This is a genomic window from Amycolatopsis sp. A133, assembly GCF_031082405.1.
Taxonomy (GTDB): Bacteria; Actinomycetota; Actinomycetes; order Mycobacteriales; family Pseudonocardiaceae; genus Amycolatopsis.
Genome location: NZ_JAVHJU010000023.1, coordinates 58,799 through 80,837 on the forward strand (window position 1 = coordinate 58,799; position 22,039 = coordinate 80,837).

The 22,039-nt window shown below is 72.3% G+C and carries 21 protein-coding genes; 8 read left to right on the forward strand and 13 right to left on the reverse strand.

Annotated elements, in window-relative coordinates:
* Positions 1–269 precede the first annotated feature (269 nt).
* Both Q5425_RS17945 and Q5425_RS17950 read right to left on the reverse strand, forming a co-directional pair.
* Positions 270–659: a VOC family protein gene (locus Q5425_RS17945; protein WP_308673386.1), complete on the reverse strand. Its 390-nt coding sequence runs from the start codon at positions 657–659 to the stop codon at positions 270–272.
* A 75-nt stretch (positions 660–734) separates the two neighbouring features.
* The gene (locus tag Q5425_RS17950) at positions 735–2,126 is read right to left on the reverse strand and encodes a S28 family serine protease (RefSeq protein WP_308673387.1); all 1,392 of its coding nucleotides are present in this window, start codon (positions 2,124–2,126) and stop codon (positions 735–737) included.
* A gap of 235 nt (positions 2,127–2,361) precedes the next feature.
* On the opposite strand from Q5425_RS17950, the gene Q5425_RS17955 reads away from it, so the two are divergent.
* Entirely contained in the window at positions 2,362–2,865 is a 504-nt protein-coding gene (locus Q5425_RS17955; RefSeq protein ID WP_308673388.1) for an SRPBCC family protein, read from the forward strand.
* Here the strand turns inward: Q5425_RS17955 and Q5425_RS17960 are convergent.
* The 3 genes from Q5425_RS17960 to Q5425_RS17970 are packed head-to-tail and all read right to left on the reverse strand — an operon-like array spanning position 2,862 to position 7,422.
* A complete protein-coding gene (locus tag Q5425_RS17960) occupies positions 2,862–3,608 on the reverse strand; it encodes an enoyl-CoA hydratase/isomerase family protein (protein WP_308673389.1) in 747 nt (248 codons plus the stop codon). The two genes, Q5425_RS17955 and Q5425_RS17960, sit on opposite strands and share 4 nt — an antisense overlap.
* 32 nt (positions 3,609–3,640) lie before the next feature.
* On the reverse strand, positions 3,641–4,564 hold the full coding sequence (locus tag Q5425_RS17965; protein ID WP_308673390.1) for an ABC transporter permease subunit: 924 nt from the start codon (positions 4,562–4,564) through the stop codon (positions 3,641–3,643).
* Positions 4,561–7,422: an alpha/beta fold hydrolase gene (locus Q5425_RS17970; RefSeq protein WP_308673391.1), complete on the reverse strand. Its 2,862-nt coding sequence runs from the start codon at positions 7,420–7,422 to the stop codon at positions 4,561–4,563. The genes Q5425_RS17965 and Q5425_RS17970 overlap by 4 nt, the downstream gene beginning before the upstream one ends.
* Before the next feature lie 305 nt (positions 7,423–7,727).
* Between Q5425_RS17970 and Q5425_RS17975 the strand changes: the two genes are divergently transcribed.
* From Q5425_RS17975 to Q5425_RS17985, 3 genes are read left to right on the forward strand one after another with little or no spacing between them, the layout of a single operon-like run.
* Entirely contained in the window at positions 7,728–8,690 is a 963-nt protein-coding gene (locus Q5425_RS17975) for a TerC family protein (protein ID WP_308673392.1), read from the forward strand.
* Between the two features lie 51 nt (positions 8,691–8,741).
* Positions 8,742–10,697: a S9 family peptidase gene (locus Q5425_RS17980; protein WP_308673393.1), complete on the forward strand. Its 1,956-nt coding sequence runs from the start codon at positions 8,742–8,744 to the stop codon at positions 10,695–10,697.
* Positions 10,679–11,329, forward strand: coding sequence for a haloacid dehalogenase-like hydrolase (locus tag Q5425_RS17985; protein ID WP_308673394.1), 651 nt, complete (start codon positions 10,679–10,681; stop codon positions 11,327–11,329). Before Q5425_RS17980 ends, Q5425_RS17985 begins: the two co-directional genes overlap by 19 nt.
* Here Q5425_RS17985 and Q5425_RS17990 read toward each other — a convergent pair.
* The 4 genes from Q5425_RS17990 to Q5425_RS18005 all read right to left on the reverse strand — a co-directional run bounded on the left by Q5425_RS17990 (position 11,311) and on the right by Q5425_RS18005 (position 14,911).
* Positions 11,311–11,967, reverse strand: a complete 657-nt coding sequence (locus tag Q5425_RS17990; protein WP_308673395.1) for an RES family NAD+ phosphorylase — start codon at positions 11,965–11,967, stop codon at positions 11,311–11,313. The genes Q5425_RS17985 and Q5425_RS17990 overlap by 19 nt on opposite strands.
* Before the next feature lie 51 nt (positions 11,968–12,018).
* Positions 12,019–12,600: a DNA-binding protein gene (locus Q5425_RS17995; RefSeq protein WP_308673396.1), complete on the reverse strand. Its 582-nt coding sequence runs from the start codon at positions 12,598–12,600 to the stop codon at positions 12,019–12,021.
* A 409-nt stretch (positions 12,601–13,009) separates the two neighbouring features.
* Positions 13,010–13,987 (reverse strand): LacI family DNA-binding transcriptional regulator, encoded by a 978-nt coding sequence (locus Q5425_RS18000; protein WP_308673397.1) that lies wholly within the window; start codon positions 13,985–13,987, stop codon positions 13,010–13,012.
* A gap of 105 nt (positions 13,988–14,092) precedes the next feature.
* A complete protein-coding gene (locus Q5425_RS18005) occupies positions 14,093–14,911 on the reverse strand; it encodes a helix-turn-helix domain-containing protein (RefSeq protein WP_308673398.1) in 819 nt (272 codons plus the stop codon).
* 144 nt (positions 14,912–15,055) lie between these two features.
* On the opposite strand from Q5425_RS18005, the gene Q5425_RS18010 reads away from it, so the two are divergent.
* A complete protein-coding gene (locus Q5425_RS18010; RefSeq protein ID WP_308673399.1) occupies positions 15,056–15,529 on the forward strand; it encodes an MmpS family transport accessory protein in 474 nt (157 codons plus the stop codon).
* A 22-nt stretch (positions 15,530–15,551) separates the two neighbouring features.
* Positions 15,552–16,295 carry an ABC transporter permease gene (locus Q5425_RS18015; RefSeq protein WP_308673400.1) on the forward strand — a complete coding sequence of 248 codons (744 nt, stop codon included), beginning with the start codon at positions 15,552–15,554 and terminating at the stop codon, positions 16,293–16,295.
* On the opposite strand, the gene Q5425_RS18020 is transcribed toward Q5425_RS18015, so the two are convergent.
* The 4 genes from Q5425_RS18020 to Q5425_RS18035 form a co-directional block, all read right to left on the reverse strand.
* The gene (locus Q5425_RS18020; RefSeq protein ID WP_308673401.1) at positions 16,279–16,965 is read right to left on the reverse strand and encodes a histidine phosphatase family protein; all 687 of its coding nucleotides are present in this window, start codon (positions 16,963–16,965) and stop codon (positions 16,279–16,281) included. The two genes, Q5425_RS18015 and Q5425_RS18020, sit on opposite strands and share 17 nt — an antisense overlap.
* 64 nt (positions 16,966–17,029) lie before the next feature.
* Positions 17,030–18,913 carry a Na+/H+ antiporter gene (locus Q5425_RS18025; protein ID WP_308673402.1) on the reverse strand — a complete coding sequence of 628 codons (1,884 nt, stop codon included), beginning with the start codon at positions 18,911–18,913 and terminating at the stop codon, positions 17,030–17,032.
* A gap of 33 nt (positions 18,914–18,946) precedes the next feature.
* Positions 18,947–19,354 carry a nuclear transport factor 2 family protein gene (locus tag Q5425_RS18030; RefSeq protein ID WP_308673403.1) on the reverse strand — a complete coding sequence of 136 codons (408 nt, stop codon included), beginning with the start codon at positions 19,352–19,354 and terminating at the stop codon, positions 18,947–18,949.
* A gap of 62 nt (positions 19,355–19,416) precedes the next feature.
* The gene (locus Q5425_RS18035; protein WP_308673404.1) at positions 19,417–19,650 is read right to left on the reverse strand and encodes a hypothetical protein; all 234 of its coding nucleotides are present in this window, start codon (positions 19,648–19,650) and stop codon (positions 19,417–19,419) included.
* Positions 19,651–19,760: 110 nt separating this feature from the next.
* Between Q5425_RS18035 and Q5425_RS18040 the strand changes: the two genes are divergently transcribed.
* Together Q5425_RS18040 and Q5425_RS18045 are read left to right on the forward strand one after the other, a co-directional pair.
* Complete coding sequence (locus Q5425_RS18040; protein WP_308673405.1) at positions 19,761–21,158, forward strand: carboxylesterase family protein; 1,398 nt, start codon at positions 19,761–19,763, stop codon at positions 21,156–21,158.
* Positions 21,155–22,003: an aminoglycoside adenylyltransferase domain-containing protein gene (locus Q5425_RS18045; RefSeq protein ID WP_308673406.1), complete on the forward strand. Its 849-nt coding sequence runs from the start codon at positions 21,155–21,157 to the stop codon at positions 22,001–22,003. The genes Q5425_RS18040 and Q5425_RS18045 overlap by 4 nt, the downstream gene beginning before the upstream one ends.
* Positions 22,004–22,039 lie beyond the last annotated feature (36 nt).

A 22,039-nucleotide genomic window follows, 5' to 3' on the forward strand; every position in this document is an offset into this window, starting at 1 on the left:
GGGGCAGGCAGGGGAAGCGAGGCACCGCCGAGAAGGTCAGCGTCGAGCCGGCTCGGCGCCGCGCGGGTCAGGACCGCCAGCCACACCCCACCCTGCATCCCGATCCGAAGCCCCGACACGGCCGGTGGAACCGGGTCAAGGCACGCTTTCCCGCCTTGACGCGGTACCACCGGCCGTAGTCACAATCGGGCATCGGGATGAAGGACCTCCCACAGCCGGTCCCCGACTAACCCGGACCCCCACAGCCCGATCGAGCTCCAGGAGACGACTCACTCCGGAGCAGGAGCGTTCTCATCCGGCTGCAGCATCCCGAAAACATTCCCCTCGGTGTCCTTGCAATAAGCCAGCCACCCCACACCCGGCACCGGGTTCTTCGGCAGCGCCAGCGTCCCGCCGGCGCGGTTCACCTCACCCAGCGCCTCGTCCAAGTTCGCCACATCGATCGTGTTGACAAAACCGTGAACCGGAGCTGATGCCTCGGGCGCCGGACCCTGGCGGGGGAGCAGGCCGCCGTCGATTCCGTCGCCTTCGCCGGTTGTGATCATCCAGTAGGGGACGTCGCCCCAGCGTTCGAACTTCCAGCCGAACACCGCCGTGTAGAACGCCACCGCGCGTTCGGGGTCACCCGCGTGGATCTCGAAGTGGACGGGACGAGGCATGCGCGCCTCCTCAGGCCGGGCCGTCAGGTGCCGTGAGAGTACGCCCGGCCCGGCCAAAGTCACAGCCTTGCAAAGTCACAGCCGCGGCCGCTCCCGGAGGGTCAGGTCCGCGTCGAAGTCCGGGAAGCCCGCCGGAGCCGAGCGAAGAGCCGACGACGAAACCGGTGGCAAGCCGGCCCAGCGCCGGATCGTGGCCGTCGCCGCGGCGGCGTCGGCCGGGGCCAGCTGGGCGATCTTCGACCCGTGGTTGCCGCCCTGGACGTAGTAGCGGTACGAATCGCGGCTGCCGAAGCCCAGCTCGAACGGCTCCGCGCCCCACGGGTCGTTCGAGCCGTACACGAACAGCAGCCGGCTCCCGCGGGACTTCACCCAGAAGTCGATGTCGGGCATCGCCAGGTAGTCGAAGCGCGGCAGGCGGATCGAGCTCGGCACGAACGTCTTCGGCTGGTCGGCGCCGGGGTAGCGCAGCAGGTCGCGGAGGTACCCGTCGTACGCCTCGGGCGAGCCCAGCTGCACCGCCGCCTGGTAGTAGTACGGGATGTAGGGCGCCAGGTCCTGGTCGGAGTAGGTGTTGAGGCTTTCCACCTTCTCGTACCAGGCGTAGACCTCCGCCGCGGGGGCCCCCGGTGCCGGCACCGTCGCGCAGTCCGCCTGCGTCTGGTACTGCCAGAAGGCGAAGTAGGAGTCGATCACCGAGATCTCGAGGGATTTGTCGGCCGACCCGACGATCGAGAACGTCAGCCCGCGCTGCGCCGCGTCCGCCGCGGCGATCGCCCCGAGTTCGTCACGCCGCTTCAGCGCGTCGCGCTGGATCGCCTTGAGCGCGTCGCGGCACGCCGGGTCGTTGCCCACGCGCGAGAGGAACCGGTTGTAGACGTCGAGCGGGTCGATGACGTCGTTGGGCGCGACGTAGGGGATCGTCGCGTCGACGTCTTCGGGGAAGAAGCGCCGGAAGTAGGTCGCGGTCATGCCGCCCTTGCTGCCGCCCGTGGCCAGCCACTTGCCCGGGTAGATCGCCTTGAACGCCTGCACCGCGCGGTGCTCGTCGGCCGCGGCCTGCCAGATCGTCAGCTGCTTCGCCCAGTTCTCCGGCTCCGGGCGGGACGGCGTGAAGTAGCGGTACTCCATCGACAGCTGGTTGCCGTCGACGATCTGCGTCGGCTCCGAGCGGTTCGGCGAGCCGCTGACGTTGTAGCCGCTCGTGAAGGCGACCGTCGGGGCGGCGAAGTCGCGGTGCAGCAGGGTGAACCGCTGCTGGAACGTGCCGGCGCCGGGGTGCCGGTGGTCGGCGGGCTGGGTGTAGGTCAGCTTGAAGAACCGGAACCCGGCCGGCGCCGCGTCCTCCGAAACGACCGTCAGCCCCGGGATCCGCTGCAGCTGCGCCTTGATGTCCGGCGCCGCCGCGGCCGCCGGAGCCAGGCCAGCCATGGCCAGCAGGACCGCACCAGCGGTGAAAAGTCTGCGCATCGAGCACCCTCCCGGCTCACCGAACCCTCCGTGGGACCCTCACAGAACCGGCCCGGGTCGGCAATCGGCTGTCCGGGCGCAGAATCGGTCAGGATCCGACTTTCGGCGGGTGGCGCGACGCCCGGGTGGCGTCCTCAGGGGTGCGCAGCCGCGGGCATTGTGCGAGTTGTCCGGGTGATCGGCGCCACGTTACGGTCCGAATCCGTAGGCACCGGCATCGAGCGAGGGGTCCGCCATGAAGGTTTCCGACTGCCCGACGACCCAGGTCGAGGTCCGCATCGGCGCGCGGCCGGCCGAGGTCTGGTCCTGGCTGCTGGACGTCGACCTGCCGGCCCGGTTCTCCACCGAGTTCCAGGGCGGTGGCTGGGTCGAGGGCTCCGAGCCCGGCCTCGGCGCGCAGTTCCGCGGCCGCAACTCCCACCCGGTCGCCGGGGAGTGGGAGACGGTCTCGACCGTGACCGGCTACGAGCCCGAGCGGCTGTTCGCCTGGGCCGTGATGGACGTGACGAACCCGGCCGCGTCGTGGCGCTTCGAGCTCGTCCCCGACGGCGACGGCACGATCCTGCGCCAGTGGGCCCAGATCGGCCCCGGCCCGTCCAACCTCACCACGATCATCGGTTCGATGCCCGAGCACGAAGAGGAAATCGTCGCGATGCGGCTCGGGGAGCTGCAGACCAACATGCAGAAGACGGTCGAGGGCATCAAGGCGCTCGCCGAGAGCGGCGTGCGCGCCTCCTAGCCGAGCACCCGGTCCACATAGGACTTGACGGCGGCGAGCGCCTCCGCCGACTGCCACATCCGCTCCACCTGGGGGTCGTCGGAGTGGCGGTATTCGGCGATCCGCTCGTGGAAGGGCTGCCGGATCTGGGCCTTGGTGTGGGCGAACGGCCCGGCGGGCAGCGCGCCGAGCCGGGCCGCGACGGCGACGGCCCGCTCGAGCACCTCCTCCGGCGGGGCCAGCTCGTCGGCCAGCCCGCGGGCGAGGGCCTCGTCGCCGCCCCGGGTTTCACCCGAGTAGGTGAGCGAAGGCAGCGGCGTCGTCCCGTATGCGCAGCGGAGGATCTCCATCGCCGCGAGCGGGAACGGCAGCCCGACGAGCAGCTCCGTCACCCCGATCCGGCCGGGCCCGGTGGTCAGCACGCGGTGGTCGCAGGCCGCGGCGAGCACCGCACCGCCGGCGACGGCGTGCCCGTTCAGCGCGGCGACCACGGGACGCGGGCAGCCGAACACCGCCAGCAGCGCGTCGGACAGCAGCGGCAGGAACTCCGCGACGTAGGACGCGCCGCCCGCGTCGACCCGCTTGAGGTCGACGCCGGCGCAGAAGATGCCGCCGGTCCCGGTGAGCACCACGGCACGGGCCTGCTCGGCCTCCTCGAGCCGGAGCACCAGCTCGCGGCACGAGTCCGTGTCGAGGGTGTTGCCGCCGCCGTGGTCGATCCGGAGCACGGCGACGTCGTGGCGGCTGTCCAGGGTGATCGGCACGGCCCGACCGTACCGCGGCGCGGCCGCGGGGGTCAGCTGGTGATGTCCTTCTTGCCGAACCGGCGCCCGGCGTAGAGGAAGAACACCGTCCCGTAGATCGCCGCCGACAGCATGCCGCTCGCGAGGTTGGTCCAGTCGACGTCGGTCGAGATCAGGTCCATCCACGAGAACGCGTAGTGCGTCGGCAGGTAGTTCCGGAGCCCCTCCAGCGCCGTGATCTGGTCGAGGATCTGGGACAGGATCGCCACCAGCACCGCCCCGCCGACCGCGCCGAGCGGGGCGTCGGTCGACACGCTCAGCGCCAGCGCGAGCCCGGCCACCCAGGCCAGCTGCAGGATGATGTACACAGTGGACAGCGCGATGGCCAGCAGGCTGTCGCCGAAGGACACCGCGTCACCCGTCGGGCTGATCGCGTCGCCCGCGCCGTACCAGAGGATGCCGACGCCGAGTGACACCAAGGGCAGCAGGACGAGCGCAAAAGCCGACAGCAGCCCGGACACGATCGCCTTCTGCCGCAGCACCCGCTGCCGCGGCACCGGCACGGCCAGCAGGTACTTCAGGCTCGACCACGACGCTTCGCTCGCGATGGTGTCGCCGAAGAACAGCGCTACGATCATCGGCAGCAGGAACGTCCCGGACACGAACAGCGCCAGCACCACGAAGTTCGGCGCGGACGCCGTCGCCAGGTCGACGAACCCGCCGCTGCGCCGGTTCGGGCTCGACTGCCCGAGCTGGAACGCGATCACCAGGATGAACGGCAGCAGCGCGACGAACCCGAGCAGGGACTGCGTGCGCCGCCGCTTGAGCTGGCGGCGCAGCTCGACGCCGAGCCGCAGCGTGCGCCGCGCCGAATAGCCCTCGACGGCGCCGTCCGGCCCGACACCTGCGTGCTCGGCCGAAGCGACGTCGCTCAGTTCGTCCAGCGCGTGCGGATCGGTGTGGACACCCTGACTCACGACTCTTCTCCGACCAGTTGCAGGAACGCGTCTTCCAGCCGGCGCCTCGGCCCGGCCTGCTCTACCGCGACACCGGCGCGGACCAGCGCGGCCACGCCTTCGGCCCGCGGCAGGTCGCCGAGGTTCGCGTGGACCAGCTCGCCCTCGACGTCGACGTCGGTGACCCCGCTCAGCGCCTTGAGCGCCGCCGCGGCCGCGGCCGGGTCGTCGACCCGGAACGTCGCCTCGCCGCCGGCGGCGGCCAGCTCGCCGACCTCGCCCGCGGCGACCAGCGAGCCGCGGTGCATGACCACGACGTGCGTGCAGGTCTGCTCGACCTCGGCCAGCAGGTGGCTGGACACCACCACGGTGCGGCCGGTCGCGGCGTACCGCTTCAGCACCTCGCGCATCTGGTGGATCTGGGGCGGGTCGAGCCCGTTGGTCGGTTCGTCGAGCACCATGAGCTCCGGCAGGCCGAGCATCGCCTGGGCGATCGCCAGCCGCTGCCGCATGCCCTGGCTGTAGGTCCGCACGCGGCGCTCGACCGCGTTGCCGAGCCCGGCGATCTCCAGTGCCTCCGCGAAGTGCGCCTTTTCGGCCGGACGCCCGGTCGAGGCCCAGTACAGCTCGAGGTTCGCCCGGCCGGACAGGTGCGGGAGGAACCCCGAGCCCTCGACGAACGAGCCGATGCGCGAGAGCACCGGCGCGCCGGGGGTGATCTTGTGCCCGAACACGCGGATGCTGCCCTCGGTCGGCGTGATCAGGCCCATCAGCATCCGCAGGGTGGTCGTCTTGCCGGCGCCGTTCGGCCCGAGCAGGCCGAGGACCTGGCCCGGTTCGACGCGGAAGGACAGGTCCTTCACCGCGAGGAACCCGCCCGCGTACTGCTTGCGCAGCCCCTCGATGACCAGCGGCGTCGTCGACAGCTCCGGATCGATGTCGGTGGCCCGGCGTCGGCGCAGGGCCGCGAAGAGCACGGCGGCGAGGCCGATCGCGAGCGTCACGCCGATGCCCGCCAGCTGCCCGACCGGGGCCGGCGAACCGACCGACGTCCCGGGCACGAGCGGCACGGACAGCGCGGTGCCGCCGGCGAGCCCGATGCGGAACACCGCGGGCGCGGCCGGGGCGGCGAACGCCTGGTCGGTGGTGCCGACGACCAGCCGCAGCGCGTGCCCGCCCTCGATCGGCCGGACGATGCCGGGCAGCGTCACGGTGACCTCGACCGGGGTGCCGTCGGCGGGCAGCCCGCTCACCCGGAACGGCGCGATGGCGTTGGCCGGCAGCACCCGGGAGCCGTCCTGCCCGACGTCGTAGAGCTTCGCGAACAGCACCGCGTCCGGCTGCGGGTGCGCCGGGTCCGCGGCGACCTGCAGCCGCACGGTCGAGGCGCCGCTGACGACGATCTGCCCGTCCACCGGCGCCGTGGTGAACTGCGCGGCCTGGCCGGGCGGGTCGTTGCTGAACAGCGCGCCGAGCCGCGACGTGCTGCTCGCGATGCCGTTGAGCCCGGGGATCCCGCTCACCGCGGCCGGGTTGGCGCCGGCGGGGCGCACCACCGGCTGCGCGGGGCCGGTCAGCGCCAGCTGCCGCCGTTCGGTGGCCGGTCCGGCCAGCCCGGGGTAGGCGGCCGCGCTGACCGTGCGGACCGACGGCGTTCCGTTGGCGCGCAACGTGCCCTGGACGTCGTAGCTGAAGCCGGTGCCCGGGTCGCCGCCGTCCAGCGCCGTCTTCAGGAAGTCGCCGATCTTGGCGCGCAGCTGGGGTCCGGGCTTGCCGCCGTCGTGGCCGCCGGTGTACCAGATGGTCTTGACCTTGCCGCCCGCCGCGGTGATCTGCCGGGCGTTGGCGTCGGACTGGTCGAGGCCGAACAGCGTGTCGCTCTCGCCCTGCACCAGCAGCGTCGGCACGGTGATCTTGCTCGTCACCGAAGCGGGGGAGACGCGCCGCAGGAGGTCGACGCTCGCCTGGCTCGCCCGCCCGGTGGTACCGAGTTCGGTGTAGGCGCGGCAGACCGCGGCGGTGAACCGGCCGCACGGGTCGGCCGGCGCACTCCGCGGCCCGCCCGCGCCCGGCGCCCCGGCGGGCAGCGCGGCCCCCGCGGCGGCGGCGGTCCCGGCGGCGCCGGTGTCGGTCTCCTGCCCGGCTTCCGGCGCTTCGGCGGATGGCGAGCCGCTCGCCGCGGCGCCGGAACCGGCCGAGAAGAAGATGCCGGCCCAGCTCTTCTTGAAGACACCGTCGGTTGCGAAGGCGCCGGCGGCCGGGGTGCCCGTGCCCGCGGACGCGGGCGTCGCCGCGTTCGGGACCAAGCCCTGGGCCAGGTCGTTGTAGGTGATCACGGGCGCGATCGCGTCGACGCGCTTGTCCGTGCCGGCCAGCAGCAGCGAAAGCGCACCGCCGTAGGAGGCCCCGGTGACGGCGACCTTCGGATCGCCCTTCGCGTCGAGGGTCACCTGGTGCTGCGCGACGAGCCGGTCGATCAGGCGGCTCGCGTCGGCGACCTCGCCGTCCGGGTCGTTGAGCCCGATCTTGCCGGTGCTCCGGCCGAAGCCGCGGGCGGACCAGGTCATCACGACGAAGCCGTTGCGCGCGAGCTCGCGCGCGTCGTCGGCGACGCTGTTCTTGTCCCCGCCGAAGCCGTGCGCGAGCAGGACCGCGGGCGCGGGCACGGTCGTGGGGAGGTAGGTGGTCGTGTCGATCTTGACCTGCTCGGCCGAGCCGGGGGCGGCGGGCATGTCGAGCAGGGCGTCCTGGGCGGGCACGGCGGGCGGGGCCGTGTCGCACGTCACCCAGAGGACGGCCGCGGCGGCGAGTACCACCACGACGGCGCCGATCGCCGTGAGACGGGCACGGCGGGTGCGCGGGAGCGGGAGTCGGGGCACGACGTGACCGTAGGTGAAGTTTGCTGAGAGTGTCCTCACGGGCTCACGTCGATCACACGCCGCCGGACCACCTGGTGGACTGAAGTGACCGAAATTACACGCCCAACCCGGTGACGTGCGCGATTCCGGCTGGCGCTCGGCCGGGGGGAACCGGCAAACTGGACTCGCTGTGAGGGGAGTATTCCTTCGCGGCGGTGTCGTCAGCACGGTGGCCCTGCGCCCCCGGCACCGTCGGCCGGTGTTTTAACCGGCGGAAGAGACCTCCGGTTAGTTGCTGCTGCGCACTATCCGGAGGTTTTGGTTTCATGACTGTCCCCCTGTGGCTGTGGATCGCGACGATCGGTGGTCTGCTCGCGCTGATCGCGCTGGACCTGGTCATCGTCGATCGCAAGCCGCACGAAGTGACCACGGGGGAAGCCGCTCGCTGGGTGATCTTCTACGTCTCGTGCGCGATCGTCTTCGGCATCGGCGTGTGGATCTTCGCCGGGCACGACCCCGGCGTCGAGTTCTTCACCGGCTACATCACCGAGTACTCGCTGAGCGTGGACAACCTGTTCATCTTCATGATCATCATGGGGTCGTTCAAGGTGCCCGCCATCCACCAGCACCGCGTGCTGCTGGTCGGCATCCTGCTCGCGCTCGCCATGCGGAGCGTCTTCATCGCCATCGGTGCCGCGCTGATCGCGCAGTTCGTCTGGGTGTTCTTCCTCTTCGGCGCGGTGCTGATCTGGACCGCGGTCAGCATGGTGCGGGGCAAGGGCGGGGACGAGGAGTACCACGAGAACGCCGTCACCCGGCAGGTCCGCCGGTTCGCCCCGGTGACCGACGACTACCACGGCCACAAGTACACGGTGAAGATCGACGGCAAGCGGATGATCACGCCGATGCTGCTGGTGATCGTGGCCATCGGCTCGGCGGACCTGCTGTTCGCCGTCGACTCGATCCCGGCGATCTTCGGCATCACGCAGGAGGCGTTCCTCGTCTTCACCGCCAACGCGTTCGCGCTGATGGGCCTGCGCCAGCTGTACTTCCTGCTCGGCGGCCTGGTGACGAAGCTCGTCTACCTCAGCTACGGGCTCGCGGTGATCCTCGCCTTCATCGGCGCGAAGCTGTTCCTGCACGCGCTGCACGAGTACCACGTCGTGCCGGACTGGCTGGACATCAACAACTGGGTCTCCCTCGGCGTGATCGTCGTCGTGCTGACGGTGACCACGGTGACCAGCCTGGCCAAGGCCCGCCGCGAGGAGCGCAACGAGGTCTCCGCGTGAGTCCTGGCGAAAGTCGTTCGCACCGCTAAGGAAGTCGGGTACGGTCGGGACGTGCGTCCTGCCGACATCGAACACCTCGTCGCCCCCGGCCGTCCCGCGCTGCGCGGGAACCTGCTGCTCACGGCGTTGAAGAGACCGGATCTCCGTGCGAACGCCGCGCACAGCGCCGTGCGGCGCGTGTCGTTCGACGGCGCCGAGGCCGCGTGGACCCACGGTCCGCGCGACTCGGCCCCGGCGATCTCCCCGGACGGACGCTGGGTGGCGTTCCTCCGCGCGGGGGAGGGCACGGGCGCGGACGGCAACCCGCAGCTGCACGTGATGCCGTCGGCCGGCGGTGAGGCCCGCCGGCTGACGTCGCTGCACCTCGGGGCCGGGGAGCCGGTGTGGGCGCCGGATTCGCGGCGCATCGCGTTCACCGCCCGGGTGCCCGAGGCCGGCCGCTACGGCACGCCGGATGCCGACGGCGAGACGCCCGAGCCGGCCGCCGAGGCGCCGCGCCGGATCACGCGCATGGACTACCGCATCGACGACGTCGGGTTCCTGCGGGACCGCCTGCAGCGGCTGTTCGTCGTCGACGCCGTCGCGGCGCTGGACCGCGACGAGCCCGGGGACCTCGAGCCGCTGACCGGGGACGCGTTCGACGCGGCCCACCCGGTGTGGACGCCGGACGGCACCCGCGTGGTCTTCACCGCGCCGCCGGACTGGGGCGCGGCCGAAAGCGATGCGCGCGACATCTGCGCGATCTCCGCCGACGGCGGCGAGCCCGAGGTCCTCGTGCGCTGCGAGGGGTACTCCGAGCGGCCCGCGTTCGCCGCCGACGGCACGTTGTTCTACTTCGGACAGTCTTTCGAAGAGCACCACGAAGCCGCGCCGACCGGGCTCTACGCGGCGACGCCCGAGTTCGGCGCCGGCCCGGTGAAGCCGCGCCGGCTCACCGACGCCGAGACGGTGGACTGCGAGGCCGGGGCGGGCCCGCCTGCCCCGCGCGGGGACGACGTCCTCGTGGCCGTCCGCAACCGCGGTGCGGTGGAGCTGCGCGCGGTCGCCGTCGACGCCGTCGACGCCCCGCTCGCGGACCTTCCGGTGGTCTACGCGGACCGCACCGCCCTCCGGTCGTTCACGCTGGACGGCTCGGTGCTGGCGGCGGTGATCGCGACGCCGTCGACCGCGGGTGAGGTCGTGCTGCTCGGCGACGGCGAGCCGCGCGTGCTCACCGACTACGCGAAGCCGTTGCGGGACAACGGGATCCGGCCGATGATCGAGCTGGAGACCACCGCGCCGGACGGCTACCCGGTGCACGGCTGGCTGGTGCTGCCCGACGGCGAGGGCCCGCACCCGGTGCTGCGGGTGGTGCACGGCGGCCCGTTCACCCAGCAGGAGTGGGCGTTGTTCGACGAAGCGCAGGTCTACGCGTCCGCGGGGTACGCGGTGGTGGTCGGCAACCCGCGCGGGTCGGCGGGGTACGGGCAGACGCACGGCCACGCGATCACGCACGGCTTCGGCACGGTTGACGTCGACGACGTCCTGGCCCTGCTCGACAAGGCACTCGAACGCCCGGACCTCGACGCCTCCCGCGTCGGCATCATGGGCGGCTCGTACGGCGGGTTCATGACGAGCTGGCTGGCCGCCCACCACGGCGAGCGCTTCAAGGCGGCGTGGAGCGAGCGCGCGGTCAACGCGTGGGACTCGATGGTCGGCAGCTCCGACATCGGCTACTTCTTCGTCGACGCCTACATCGGCACCGACCCGGACGTGCAGCGCGACCGTTCGCCGCTGTCGTACGCGGCGCAGATCGAGATCCCGTTCGCGGTGGTGCATTCGGAGCAGGACTGGCGCTGCCCGCTGGAGCAGGCGGAGCGGATGTTCGTGGCCCTGCGCCGCGCGGGAGCGCCGGCGGAGATGCTCCTGTTCCCCGGTGAAGGCCACGAACTGAGCCGCTCGGGCCGTCCGCGGCACCGCGTCCAGCGTTTCGAAGCGATCCTGGAGTGGTGGGGGCGGCACCTGTAGTGCACGGGCTGGTCTGCTTCGACGTCGACGGCACCCTCGTGCCCGGCACGAGTTCGTGCGCGTGGGTGGCCGCCGCGTTGGGGCACGAGGCCGAACTCGTCGCGGCCGAAGCGGCGTACGTGGCCGGGCAGATGACCAACCAGGAGGCGTCGGTGATCGACGCCCGCGGGTGGGCCGGGCACACCGAAGCCGGGATTTCGGCGCGGTTCGAGACGCTGCCGCTGGTCGACGGGATCGCCGAGACGGTGCGGTGGTGCCACGACCACGGCCTGCGCCCGATCCTGACCACGCTCGCGTGGACGCCGGTGGGCCGCATGCTCGCCCGGCGGTTCGGGTTCGCCGCCTACTGCGGCCCGGTGCCCGAAGCCGTCGGCGGCCGCTACACCGGCGAAGTCGCCGAGCACCTGGACGAGTACGGCAAACGCGACTTCGCGCTGGCACAGGGCTTCGCGCCGGAACGCTGCGCCGCCGTCGGGGACAGCCGGTCCGATCTGCCGCTGTTCGCCGCCGTCGGGACGAGCATCGGCTTCAACGCGGCGCCGGTCGCCCGCGCCGTCGCCACGCACCTCGTCGACGGTCCGGACCTGCGGGCCGTCATCCCGGTGCTGGCGGCTCAGTTGAGCAGCGTGTAGTTCAGCTCTTCGCAGACCCGGCCCAGCGGGACGTCCAGGCCCGGGTGGTCCAGCGGCAGCAGCACGTCCGGCGCGATGGGCAGCGCGGCGCCCGCCGGCGGGTCCCACAGGCAGATCGCGGGGTCGCCGGAGTCCATCGACGAGCGGTACCAGAGGCCGTCGAGGTCGCTGAACGCGCCGCGGATCGCGCGGGCCCACGCCTGCGTCAGCTTCTTCGGCCCGCTGGAAATCTCCTGCGACGCGCCGACCCGCGTCGGCCACAGGCCGGTCAGGTCGAGCAGGCGCAGGGTGCGCGTCGGGCGGACGACGACCAGCCGGGGACCGCGGGTGCGGCGGTCGACCGTCGAGCTGGTCTGGAAGACCTCGGCGACCGAGGTGCGCACGGTGAGGCCGAAGTAGAGGACGCCGTTCGCGGGATCGGTGACCGGCGCGCCGCCGCGGCCGGGCGACTGCTGGTCGAACCGGCCGTGCGGGAGCGGGCCGGTGTAGCGGAACGAGTTCCACTGCTGGGGGTGGTTGCCGTGCGCGGTGAAGATCCGTACGAGCCTGGTCGTGGGCTGGACCGTCACCACGTCACTGGCGCGGTTCAGCTGCCGGACCAGGACGGATCGGGCGGGCGGCAGCGGGAGCCGGGCCATGGGTCGGGGGTGGTCCGTCCTTGTCGGTGATCTTGCTCGGGAGAGTCCAGCCTAGAGCGGCGTGCCGAGCGTGGCGATGAGGCGGGCTACGTGGTCCGGATCACCACCGGAGAGGAGCCATTGGCGCGGGGTGGCCGGGTGGTCGTTGATCACCAGATCGGCCTGCGGAGTGCTCATGAAGGCGGCGACGACGAGCGCGGGCTGGTCGTCGGGCAGCGCCTTCAGGACGGTTTCGAGGCCGGGCAGCACGCCCGAGCCGGCGAACTGCCACGCGGGCAGCCGCCAGCCGCCGTCCTTCCAGCCGGTCAGCCTGCCTTCCTTGAGGCGGTGCCGGATGCGGCTGTCGTCGACGCCGAGGGCCCTGGCCGCCTCGTTGACGCTGAGTGCGCCTTCGGCGAGCACGGCGTGGGCGGCCACGGTGCGCGCCCGGAAGTCGGGTTCGTCCTCGCGCCGGGGGGAGAGGTCCAGGCCCACTTCGGTGAGCGCGGCGCGCTGATCGGCCGAGAAGTAGTGCGATGGATCCGGATTCGGTGGGGACAGCCTGCGCGCTGCGTCTTCGACGAGCGTGAGGAACTCGTTCGCGTCGACCTTCAGGCCCGCCTTGGCGAGGATGTTCTCCAGCGCTACAGACATGTGGCTCAGGTTAACCCGAAACAGCGCGCGTGTGCGGGTTCGTGCGGTTTCTTGCCCTGTCTGTGGGTGAATTCACCAGAGATCGACACTCAGGGCACATTGTCCAACACGTTGAGTAGGCAACTTCCGGTCAGTTTCCCTGGATCGGGTGAGCTTGTCCAGACCTGCTCCCGCTTGACACTGCGCGGTCGGAGACTTACGTTCCGGATGAGAAAACGATTTCCACTCCGTGCTCGCAGGATCCGGCGTTCGGGCGCCGGTCATGGGGGACACAGGGGGTGGGGCGTGCCCGGGGGCCCGGCACGAGCCGGCCCCCGGGCACGTCGCTCACCGTCTTGTCGTGAGCCGACCCTCTGGGTGCGCGAGCCGACCCCTGGGTGCGCGAGCCGACCGTCTGCGGCCGCGGGCGTCAGCGGCGGGAGCTCTTCCGCACGATCAGCCGGGCCTCGAGCGTCGTCGTCGTGGCGTCGCGGCTGCTGTCGGTGATCCTGGCCAGCAGGAGCTGCGCCGCCACCCGGCCGACTTCGTACGCCGGCTGGGCGACCACCGTCAGGGGCGGGTCGATCAGCGTGGTCCACGGTGCGTCGTCGAACGAAACGATGCCCACGTCGCGCCCCGGGCGCAGGCCGCGGGCCGACAGGGCCTCCAGCACCCCGATCGCCATCGTGCTGTTCGCGACCAGGAGCGCGTCCGGCGGCGACGGCTCGTCCAGCAGTTCCAGCGCGGCCAGCCGGGCGCCCTCGGCGCGGTACTCCCCCCGCCGGAACAGGACGTTCTCTGCGCCCACGACGTCGGTGTACCCGGTGAGGCGGTCCTCGGCCGTGCGAACGCCCGGCGGTCCGGTCAGGCAGCCGACGCGCCGGTAGCCGCCGGCGAGCAGGTGACGCGTTGCTTCGGCGGCCGCGTGCCGCGTGTCGACCAGCACCTGGTCGCCCTCCGCCGCCTGCAGTGGGCGGTCCACCGCCACCAGCGGGGTGCCCTGGCGGCGCAGACCCTCGACGTTCGTCGACCGGCCGGTGGGGGACAGCACCACCCCGGCGACCCGTTCCTGCAGCGCGACCTCGATGTAGCGCCGCTCCTTGTCCTCGTTTTCGTCGGAATTGCAGAGCACCACCGAATACCCGGACCGCTGCGCGAGGTCCTCGACGCCCCGCGCGATGGCGGTGAAGAACGGGTTCTCGACGTCGGAGATGATCAGCGCGAGGACGGCCGTCTCCTGGCGGCGGAGGTTCCGGGCCAGCCCGTTCGGGTGATACCCGAGCTCGGCGGCGGCCTCCTGGACCCGCGCGGCCAGTGTGGGGTCCACAGTGGACTTGCCGTTGAGCGCGCGCGACACGGTCGCCGTGGAGACGCCGGCTCGCGCCGCGACGTCGCTGATGGTGGCCACACGCCCTCCCTGATCACTCGTCGAAGGGAGGATAGCGCTCTTGGTAGTCGTTTACCGTCCGCTTACCTTTTTGGGCGAGCAGCCACTTCCGGTTGACCGCGGGAGTTACGCCGAACGGAGCCGATCACGCACCGCCACGTCCACAGTGGACGTTCCGCGGAAGTAGCCGCGCGGCGTGAGACCGGTCAGCGCCCGGCAGTCGCGGCTGAGGTGCGCCTGATCGGCATACCCCGCGGCGGCGGCCAGCGCGGCCAGACCCGCGACGCGCGGAGCCAGCGCCACGGCCCGCTGGAACCGGCTGACCCGGAGGTAGGTGGCCGGCCCGTACCCGACGGCTTGGACGAACCGCCGCCGCAACCGCCGCTCGCCCACACCGACCGACGCGGCATCCAAGCCGGTTCGGGTGAGCGCAGTTCCGGCGATGTTCGTTGATCCGGAGTCCGGCTGCGTGAGCATGGCGGCTGCTTCGGCGACCCGCGCCACCCCCGCGTCCAACCGGGCGATCAGCTCCGCCACCGCCGAATCCGCCACCGCCGAATCCGCCACCGGCACCTCCCCGACCCGGGACGCAACCGCTTGCGCCGGCGACAACTCGCCCTCCAGCAACCGCTCCGCCACCACTTCCCCCGCGCGCCCCCACAGCTCGCCCAGCGGCACCCGGCGGTCGCGCAGCTCGTCGGCCGCCACGCCCAGGACCGCCGCTGCCCGGCCCGGGATGAACCGGACTCCGCTCAGCGTCGCTCCGGGGCGGGTGACCGAGGACCACGCCGAAGTGTCCGGGCCCGCCACGAACACCTCACCGTCGCCGGCGACCAGGTCCACGCAGCCGTCGGGGACGATGCGCTTCGGGCCCTCCGAAGCCGATCGCCACACGCAGCGCGCCACGCTCCGCAGCTGCGCGGGGGGCGCCGCCTCTTCGTACACACCCCGATCATGCCCGAGGCGGGAGACCCCCGTCCGGGTGAAAGTCGAACTTCCCGCGAAGAGCGGCTAACGCGCAGTTAGGTCACGGCGAGATATAGGTCGACGCACTCGACGGAAGTGCGCGCGACGAGAGAAGACCTCTCCATGGGCGTTTCCACCGCGACCCGGCCCCAGCACGACTGCGCCGGACGGGCTCGCTCGGCCGGAAGCTTCGTCGTCGTCCTCGGCGTGCTCGCCGCGGCCTTCGCGGTGACCGCCTACATCGTGCCCCGGTCCGCACGCGGCCCCGCCCAGGAAGAGCCCGCCGGCGCGCCGGTCGCCCCGGCCGCCGTCCGCACGGTGAGCCACGACGTCGTCTACGAACTGCTCGGCGCGCACGGTGCCCGCAACGTCACCTACGCCGCCGCCGGCTCCGCGCTGACCCAGCACACCGAGGTCGTGACGCCGTGGTCCGCGCAGTTCACCCGGGTCGGCCCGGCCGGCCGCACCGAGTTCTACAGCATCGCCGCCCGCAACCCCGGTCCCGGCGCGCTGCGGTGCCGGATCGTCGTCGACGGGGTCGTCGTCGCAGACAAGACCGAGACCGAGCCGGACCGCCTCTTCAGCTGCGCCGTCTGAGTTCTGCGGCAGGATCGGCGGCGTGAACGCCGCGATCACCTTCGGACCCGCCTTGGTGGCGGTCCTGGTCCTGCTCGCCGTCGCCGCCGCGGCCGTCGTCCAGGCCGGCGGGCTCGGCCCGGGACGCGCCGTCCTGATCGCCGCCGCCCGCGCGGTCGCGCAGCTCGCCCTCGTCTCACTGGTGATCACCGCCGTCCTGCGCTCGGTCCCGCTCACCGGCCTGTTCGTGCTGCTGATGTTCGGCATCGCCTCGGTGACGTCGGCGCGGCGCGCCGGTACCTGGGCGAACCTGCCGTGGACGGCACTGGCCATCGCCGCCGGGGTCGCGCCCGTGCTGGCGCTGGTCCTCGGCTCCCGCGTGGTCCCGCTGCAGCCGATCGCCGTGGTGCCGATCGCGGGCATCGTGATCGGCGGCGCGATGACCGCGACGTCGCAGGCCGCCCGCCGGGCCCTCGACGAGCTCAAGTCCCGCCACGGCGAGTACGAAGCCGCGCTGGCGCTGGGCTTCCTGCCGCGCCCCGCCGCGCTGGAGATCTGCCGCCCGTCGGCCGGGCACGCGCTGATCCCGGCACTGGACCAGACCCGCACGGTCGGTCTCGTGACGCTCCCGGGCGCCTACGTCGGCGTGCTGCTCGGCGGCGCGGGACCGGTCGAGGCGGGGGTGACGCAGGTGCTCGTGCTGATCGGGCTGCTGGCCGCGGAAGCCGTCTCGATCCTGGTGACCGTGCAGCTCGTCGCGGCCGGGAAGCTCAGCCGAGCGGCGTAGCCAGGTGGGCGGTGTCGTTGAAGCGCCGCACGATCCAGGTGTCGCCGTGCAGCACGAGGTGCGAGATCGACCCGTTGTCCGCGCCGAGGAACGCGAACCGCTCGACCGAGCGGCTGGCCTGGGCGAACACCTCGCCGATCACGCCGCCGTGGGTGAACACCGCGACCCGCCGGCCGGGGTGGGCGGCCGCGATGCGGGTGAGCGCGCCGCGCAGCCGGGCCCCGAACCGCTCGTCGGACTCCGCGCCGGGGATCACGTCCCAGCGCTGCTCGCTCCACAGCCGTTCGACGATCGGGTGGCCTTCGGTGGTGTACTTCCGGAACAGGCCGTTTTCCCAGTCGCCGAGGTGGATCTCGCGCAGGTCCGGCTCGACGACCGGGGTCAGCCCCAGCTTCTCCGCCAGGGGAGCGGCGGTCTGCACCGTGCGGCGCAGCGTCGTCACGTAGATCGCGTCGATCCGCTCCCCGGCGAGCCGGTCGCCGACGCGCTGGGCGTGGTCGCGGCCCTCCGGGGCGAGGTCCGGGTCGGCCTGGCCGTCGACGAGCTCGAAGGGGTCGTTGCCGCGGGCCGGAGCGGACTCGCCGTGCCGGACCAGGAAGATCTCCGTCGAACCCAGGGGCGGGCTGAATCGGTGCTGGCGGTATTCGATCTCCTGCTCGGGCGTGCTCATGCTGAAGACGGTACAGCGGCGCGAAGCGCCTCCGTTGAGGGTGGCGGTGGGGAGGAAGGCGGAGTCAACCGAGTTGCTTGTCCACGAAACACCACCGCCACGTCTCGCCCGGCTCGAAGCTGCGCATGACCGGATGGCGGGATTCGTGGAAGTGCCGGGTCGCGTGGCGGCGCGGCGAGGAGTCGCAGCAGGCGACGTTGCCGCACTTCAGGCACATCCGCAGGTGCACCCAGGTCGTCCCCTCCTCGAGGCAGGCGGCGCAGCTGTCGGCCGAGCTGGGGTCCTTGTCGACCCACTCGTGGGCCAGGTGCTTGCACGAACCCGCCGTCGCGGCCGGGGTGCGCAGCTCGCGGCCTTCCACTTCGGGTTCTTCCTCGGCGCGGTCGAGCATCGATTCCTCGATGTCGAGCCGCTCCAGGACCCGGCGCAGGACGTCGTCGTCGGCGCTGCCGCTGGCGCGGGCCTTCAGGAACTGGTCGCGTTCCACTTCGAGCAGCTCCAGGCGCAGCCGCCGGTAGGCGTCGCTCGGCGTTTCGGCCAGCGCGCTCTGCCGGCCGAGCTGCTCCCACGCCGAGTCGGCGCGGTGCTGCAGGCGGTCGCGCAGGCGCTGGATGATCTCCGGCGGGTCGTCGGGCTGCCGGATCTCCTCCAGCTTGGTCAGCGCCGCCCGGGTCATGTCGTGGAGCACGGCCGCCTCCTGCAGCGCGTCCTCCGCCGGGTCCGGCCGCGGCAGGCGCAGCCGCCGGATCAGCGGCGGCAGCGTCATGCCCTGCAGGGCCAGGGTGCCGGCCACGACGACGAACGCCGCGAGCACCAGCACGGCCCGCTGCGGGGTGTCCGCGGGCAGCACGAACGCGGCCGCGAGCGTCACCACCCCGCGCATGCCCGCCCACGCGATGACGGCCGAGTAGCGCCACGGCCAGATCTTCGTCTTGGTCTTCCCGGGCAGCAGGCGCCGCTCCAGCCGCTTCACCGTGCCGATGCCGATCAGGTAGAGCACCCGGGTCAGGATCGTCGCGCCGAGCACGGCGACGCAGATCCAGGTCAGCATGGCCAGCGAGAGCCCGCTCTCGCCGACCTCGGAGAGGATCCGCCGCAGCTGCAGGCCGATGAGCAGGAAAACCAGGTTTTCCAGCAGGAAGGCGATGGTCTGCCAGTTCAGCCGGGACGCCAGCCGGGTCGAGCCGGAGAGGATCTGCGGGGCCTTGTGCCCCAGGATGAGCCCGGCGATCACCACGGCGAGCACCCCGGAGCCGTGGATCGCCTCGGCCGGGATGTAGGCGATGAACGGCACGGCGAACGACAGCGCGGTGTCGAGCACCGGCTCGTTCAGGCGGGCCCGGATGAACGCGGCCACGAAGCCGACGACGAGCCCGACCACGGCGCCGCCGATGGCCGCGCGGAAGAAGTCCGCGCCGACCTGCCAGAGGCTGACCGAGCCGGCCAGCGCGGCGATGGCCGTGCGGAGGGCGACCAGCGCGGCCGCGTCGTTGAAGAGGCTCTCGCCTTCCAGCAGCCGGATCAGCTTCCGCGGCATGCCGACCCGGCGGGCGACGACGCTGGCGGCGACCGCGTCCGGCGGCGCCACGATCGCGCCGAGCGCGATGCCGCCGGCCAGCGGGAGCCCGGGGATCACCGCCCAGGCGACCAGGCCGACGCCGATGGCGGTGAACACCACGAGCCCGACCGACATCAGCCCGATCGCCCCGCGGTTCTTCCGGAAGTCGACCAGCGACGTCTGGATGGCCGCCGAGTACAGCAGCGGGGGCAGCAGGCCGAGCAGCACGACCTCGGGGTCGAGGTGGACCTCGGGTACGCCGGGGACGTACGAGCCGGCGACGCCGACGACGATCAGGCACAGGGGGGCGGACCAGTCCAGCCGCCGCGCCACCGCGCTGACGACCAGGACGGTCACGACCAGCGCCACTATCTCTGCCGCTATGTGCACGGGCCCATCATCACCCGGGCGCCGGGGCGGACGTCACCGGGCCAGCTCGGGGAGCGCCTCCACGACCAGCTGGGTGTCCATGTACTCGGTGATCTCGCGGATCCGGCCGTCCTCGACGCGGAAGACGAAGCAGTACTGGTTGTCGTAACGCCCGCCGGCTTTGGTGGCGACGCTGCCCTGCGTCTCGACCACCACGACGTCGTCTTCGGCGACGAACCGGCTCGCCGTGCTGGTGTAGGCGCCGTCGAACTGCTCGCCGAGCGGCCCGAGCAGGTCGCGGCGGACGGCGTCCTTGCCGTGGAAGCGGCCCGACCAGCTGTTGTGGCCGCTGACCGTCCACGTGACGTCGTCGGCCAGCGCGGCGAGCAGCGGCCGGATGTCGCCGGTCGCCCACGCGTCGAAGGCCGTCTTCAGGAGCTGCTTGTTCTCCGCTGCGGTCAAGATCCCTCCCAGGGTGAGGCCCCCAGTCAACACGCTGGAGCGCACTCCAGGGCAAGCCTGCGTCACTCCCGGCGGATGAGCACGATGATGCCGACCAGCCCGGCACCCCACAGCGGGCCGAGCGAAACGCCTTCGTCGTGGTGCGGTCGAACCTCGTCGGGCACGGTCGCCGCGATCTCGTCGACGCGCTGCTGGATCCAGGCCCGGTCCGCTTCCGAAAGCGTGTCCGCGCCCAGCGTCTTCGCAAGTGTTTCGACCTCGTTGTCCTGCTCCGCGGTGAACCCCGGGAAGCTCACCGTGCGAGCACCGCGGCACCGCCCATCGCGATCAGCACGGTGGCCAGAGTGCGGAGCACCATGGAGCCCATTGTTGCGGTCCGCTGTCATCCGGCCCTTAGGCTGGCCGCGTGACGACGGTGGAGATCGCGGCGGGCGCCCTGCGCGGGTCCGGACGGGACGGGGTCAGGACCTTCCTCGGCGTGCCCTACGCCGAACCGCCGGTGGGGGAGCTGCGCTTCCGGGCTCCGCGGCCCGTGACGCCGTGGGACGGCGTCCGCGACGCCACCGAGTGGGCCCCGCGCGCGCCGCAGCCCACCCTGACCGGACGCGGCTTCACCGGCGACGAAGATTGCCTCTACCTGAACGTCTACGCCCCCGCGTCGCCCGGCTCGTACCCGGTGCTGGTGTGGATCCACGGCGGGGGCGGCGTGCTGGGCGCGCCGCACCAGTTCGACGCGTCCGCGTACGCCCGGCGGGGCGTGGTCGTCGTGACCGTCGCCTACCGGCTCGGCGTGCTCGGGATGCTGCACCTGCCCGGCGTCGCCGACTCGAACCTTTCGCTGCGCGACCAGGTCGCCGCGCTGGAGTGGGTGCGGGACAACGTCGGCGCGTTCGGGGGCGATCCGGGCCGCGTGACGCTGGCCGGGCAGTCCAACGGCGGCCGCACGGTCGGGACGCTGCTGGCCGTGCCCGCCACCCGCGGGCTGGTCCACCGGGCGATCGTGCAGAGCGGCACCGGCGTCGGCTCGGTCGTGCACACCCCGGCCGAAGGGACGGCCGTGGCCGAAGCGGTCCTCGGGGAGCTCGATGCCTCGCCGGACGACCTGGCGACGCTAACGGTGACGCGGATCCTCGAGGCGCAGCAACGGGTTTCGGCGACGTCCGGCACCAAGGTGACCTACCGCGTGGTCGTCGGCGACGAACTGCTTCCGCAGCGGCCGCTCGACGGCGTCCGTGCGGTCCCGCTGCTCATCGGGACGACGGCCGACGAGGAGGACCTGTTCAGCTGGCTGCAATCGGGCGGCGCGAAGCTGCTGGGCGTCGGCTCGACCGTGCTGGACGCCGCTCAAGTCGAAAAGGCCGTCGCGGCGTATAACGACTTACTCGATTGGCCGGCGGACCGGATCCGCAACCGCGCCCTGACCGCGGGGGACTGGTGGATCCCGGCGATCCGCTTCGCCGAAGCGCAGCCGGACGCCTGGATGTACCGGCTCGACTGGCGGATCGCCCCGCGCGGCAAGGGGCTCGGCGCCGCGCACGGGCTCGACCTGCCGCTGGTGTTCGACGACATCCGCAACCGCAACTGGCGGTTCCTGTTCGCCGGGCGCACGTTCCCGGCCGAGCGCATGCAGGCGATGGCCACGGAGATGTTCGGCGCCTGGGTCCGCTTCGTGACGACCGGCGACCCGGGCTGGCCCCGCTACACGACGGCGGACCGCGTCACCCGCCTCTTCGACGACGTCTCGACGACGGTGTCCGACCCGGACCGCGAGCAGCGCCTCCTCTGGGACACACTCGGACAGTGAGACGATCGACGCGGGAACGGATCAAGAGCACCAACGCGCTGACCGAGGCTCAGCTCGTCGAGCTGACGGCGGTGCTGACCCGGCTGGTCGACGGAGCCACGGCTGCGCTCGGAAGCGAGTTCGCCGGCGCCTACCTGATGGGGTCTTTCGCGCGAGGCGCCGGGGACCAGGACAGCGACGTGGACTTCCTGGTGGTCACCGAGAACCGGCTCGGAGCCGAGGACGAGCAGTCGGTGCGCCGGCTCCACGCCGCCTTGCCGGAGCAAGGGTCCGGCTGGGCCCAGCACCTGGAAGGCAGTTACGTATCGCGTGCGGAGCTCCGGCGCGAAGAGTCCGACGGCGGGGTCTGGCTCTACGTCGACAACGGGAGCCGCGTCATGGAGTGGTCCCGGCACGACAACAGCGCGGTCACGCGGTGGATGCTCCGGGAACACGGGATCACCCTGGCCGGGCCCGCCCCGGAGACCCTGCTCGACGCCGTGGGACCCGACCGGCTGAGGACCGAGGCCGTCGCTGCCGTCTCTGCCGTCGCCGACGTGGCCGAGGACCCGGCCCTGCTCGCCAACGCGTGGGGGCAACCGCACTGCGTCCTGGCCCTGTGCCGGTTCCTCTACACCGTTGCCACCGGTTCGGTGGCGACGAAGACCGCGGCCGGGGAGTGGGCGATCCGCCACCTCGACGCCCGCTGGAGCGGGCTGATCCGCGCCGCGATCGACGACCGGCCGGACCCGTGGCGGAGAGTCCACCGCCGGAGCGATCCGGCGACCGTGGGCCCCACGAAGGAATTCCTGACCGGAGGACCGGAGCTCGCCGCGGAGCTGACGCGCCGCTTTTCTGCGCCGTGAAGGCCACCTCGGGGGACTCGACGTCCCTCGAGGTGG

Bases quoted from the DNA above. Each gene is read 5' to 3' on its own strand.
- Q5425_RS17945 (WP_308673386.1), bottom strand. From the start codon at position 659: ATGCCTCGTCCCGTCCACTTCGAGATCCACGCGGGTGACCCCGAACGC.
- Q5425_RS17950 (WP_308673387.1), bottom strand. From the start codon at position 2,126: ATGCGCAGACTTTTCACCGCTGGTGCGGTCCTGCTGGCCATGGCTGGC.
- Q5425_RS17955 (WP_308673388.1), top strand. From the start codon at position 2,362: ATGAAGGTTTCCGACTGCCCGACGACCCAGGTCGAGGTCCGCATCGGC.
- Q5425_RS17975 (WP_308673392.1), top strand. From the start codon at position 7,728: ATGACTGTCCCCCTGTGGCTGTGGATCGCGACGATCGGTGGTCTGCTC.
- Q5425_RS17990 (WP_308673395.1), bottom strand. From the start codon at position 11,967: ATGGCCCGGCTCCCGCTGCCGCCCGCCCGATCCGTCCTGGTCCGGCAG.
- Q5425_RS17995 (WP_308673396.1), bottom strand. From the start codon at position 12,600: ATGTCTGTAGCGCTGGAGAACATCCTCGCCAAGGCGGGCCTGAAGGTC.
- Q5425_RS18010 (WP_308673399.1), top strand. From the start codon at position 15,056: ATGGGCGTTTCCACCGCGACCCGGCCCCAGCACGACTGCGCCGGACGG.
- Q5425_RS18020 (WP_308673401.1), bottom strand. From the start codon at position 16,965: ATGAGCACGCCCGAGCAGGAGATCGAATACCGCCAGCACCGATTCAGC.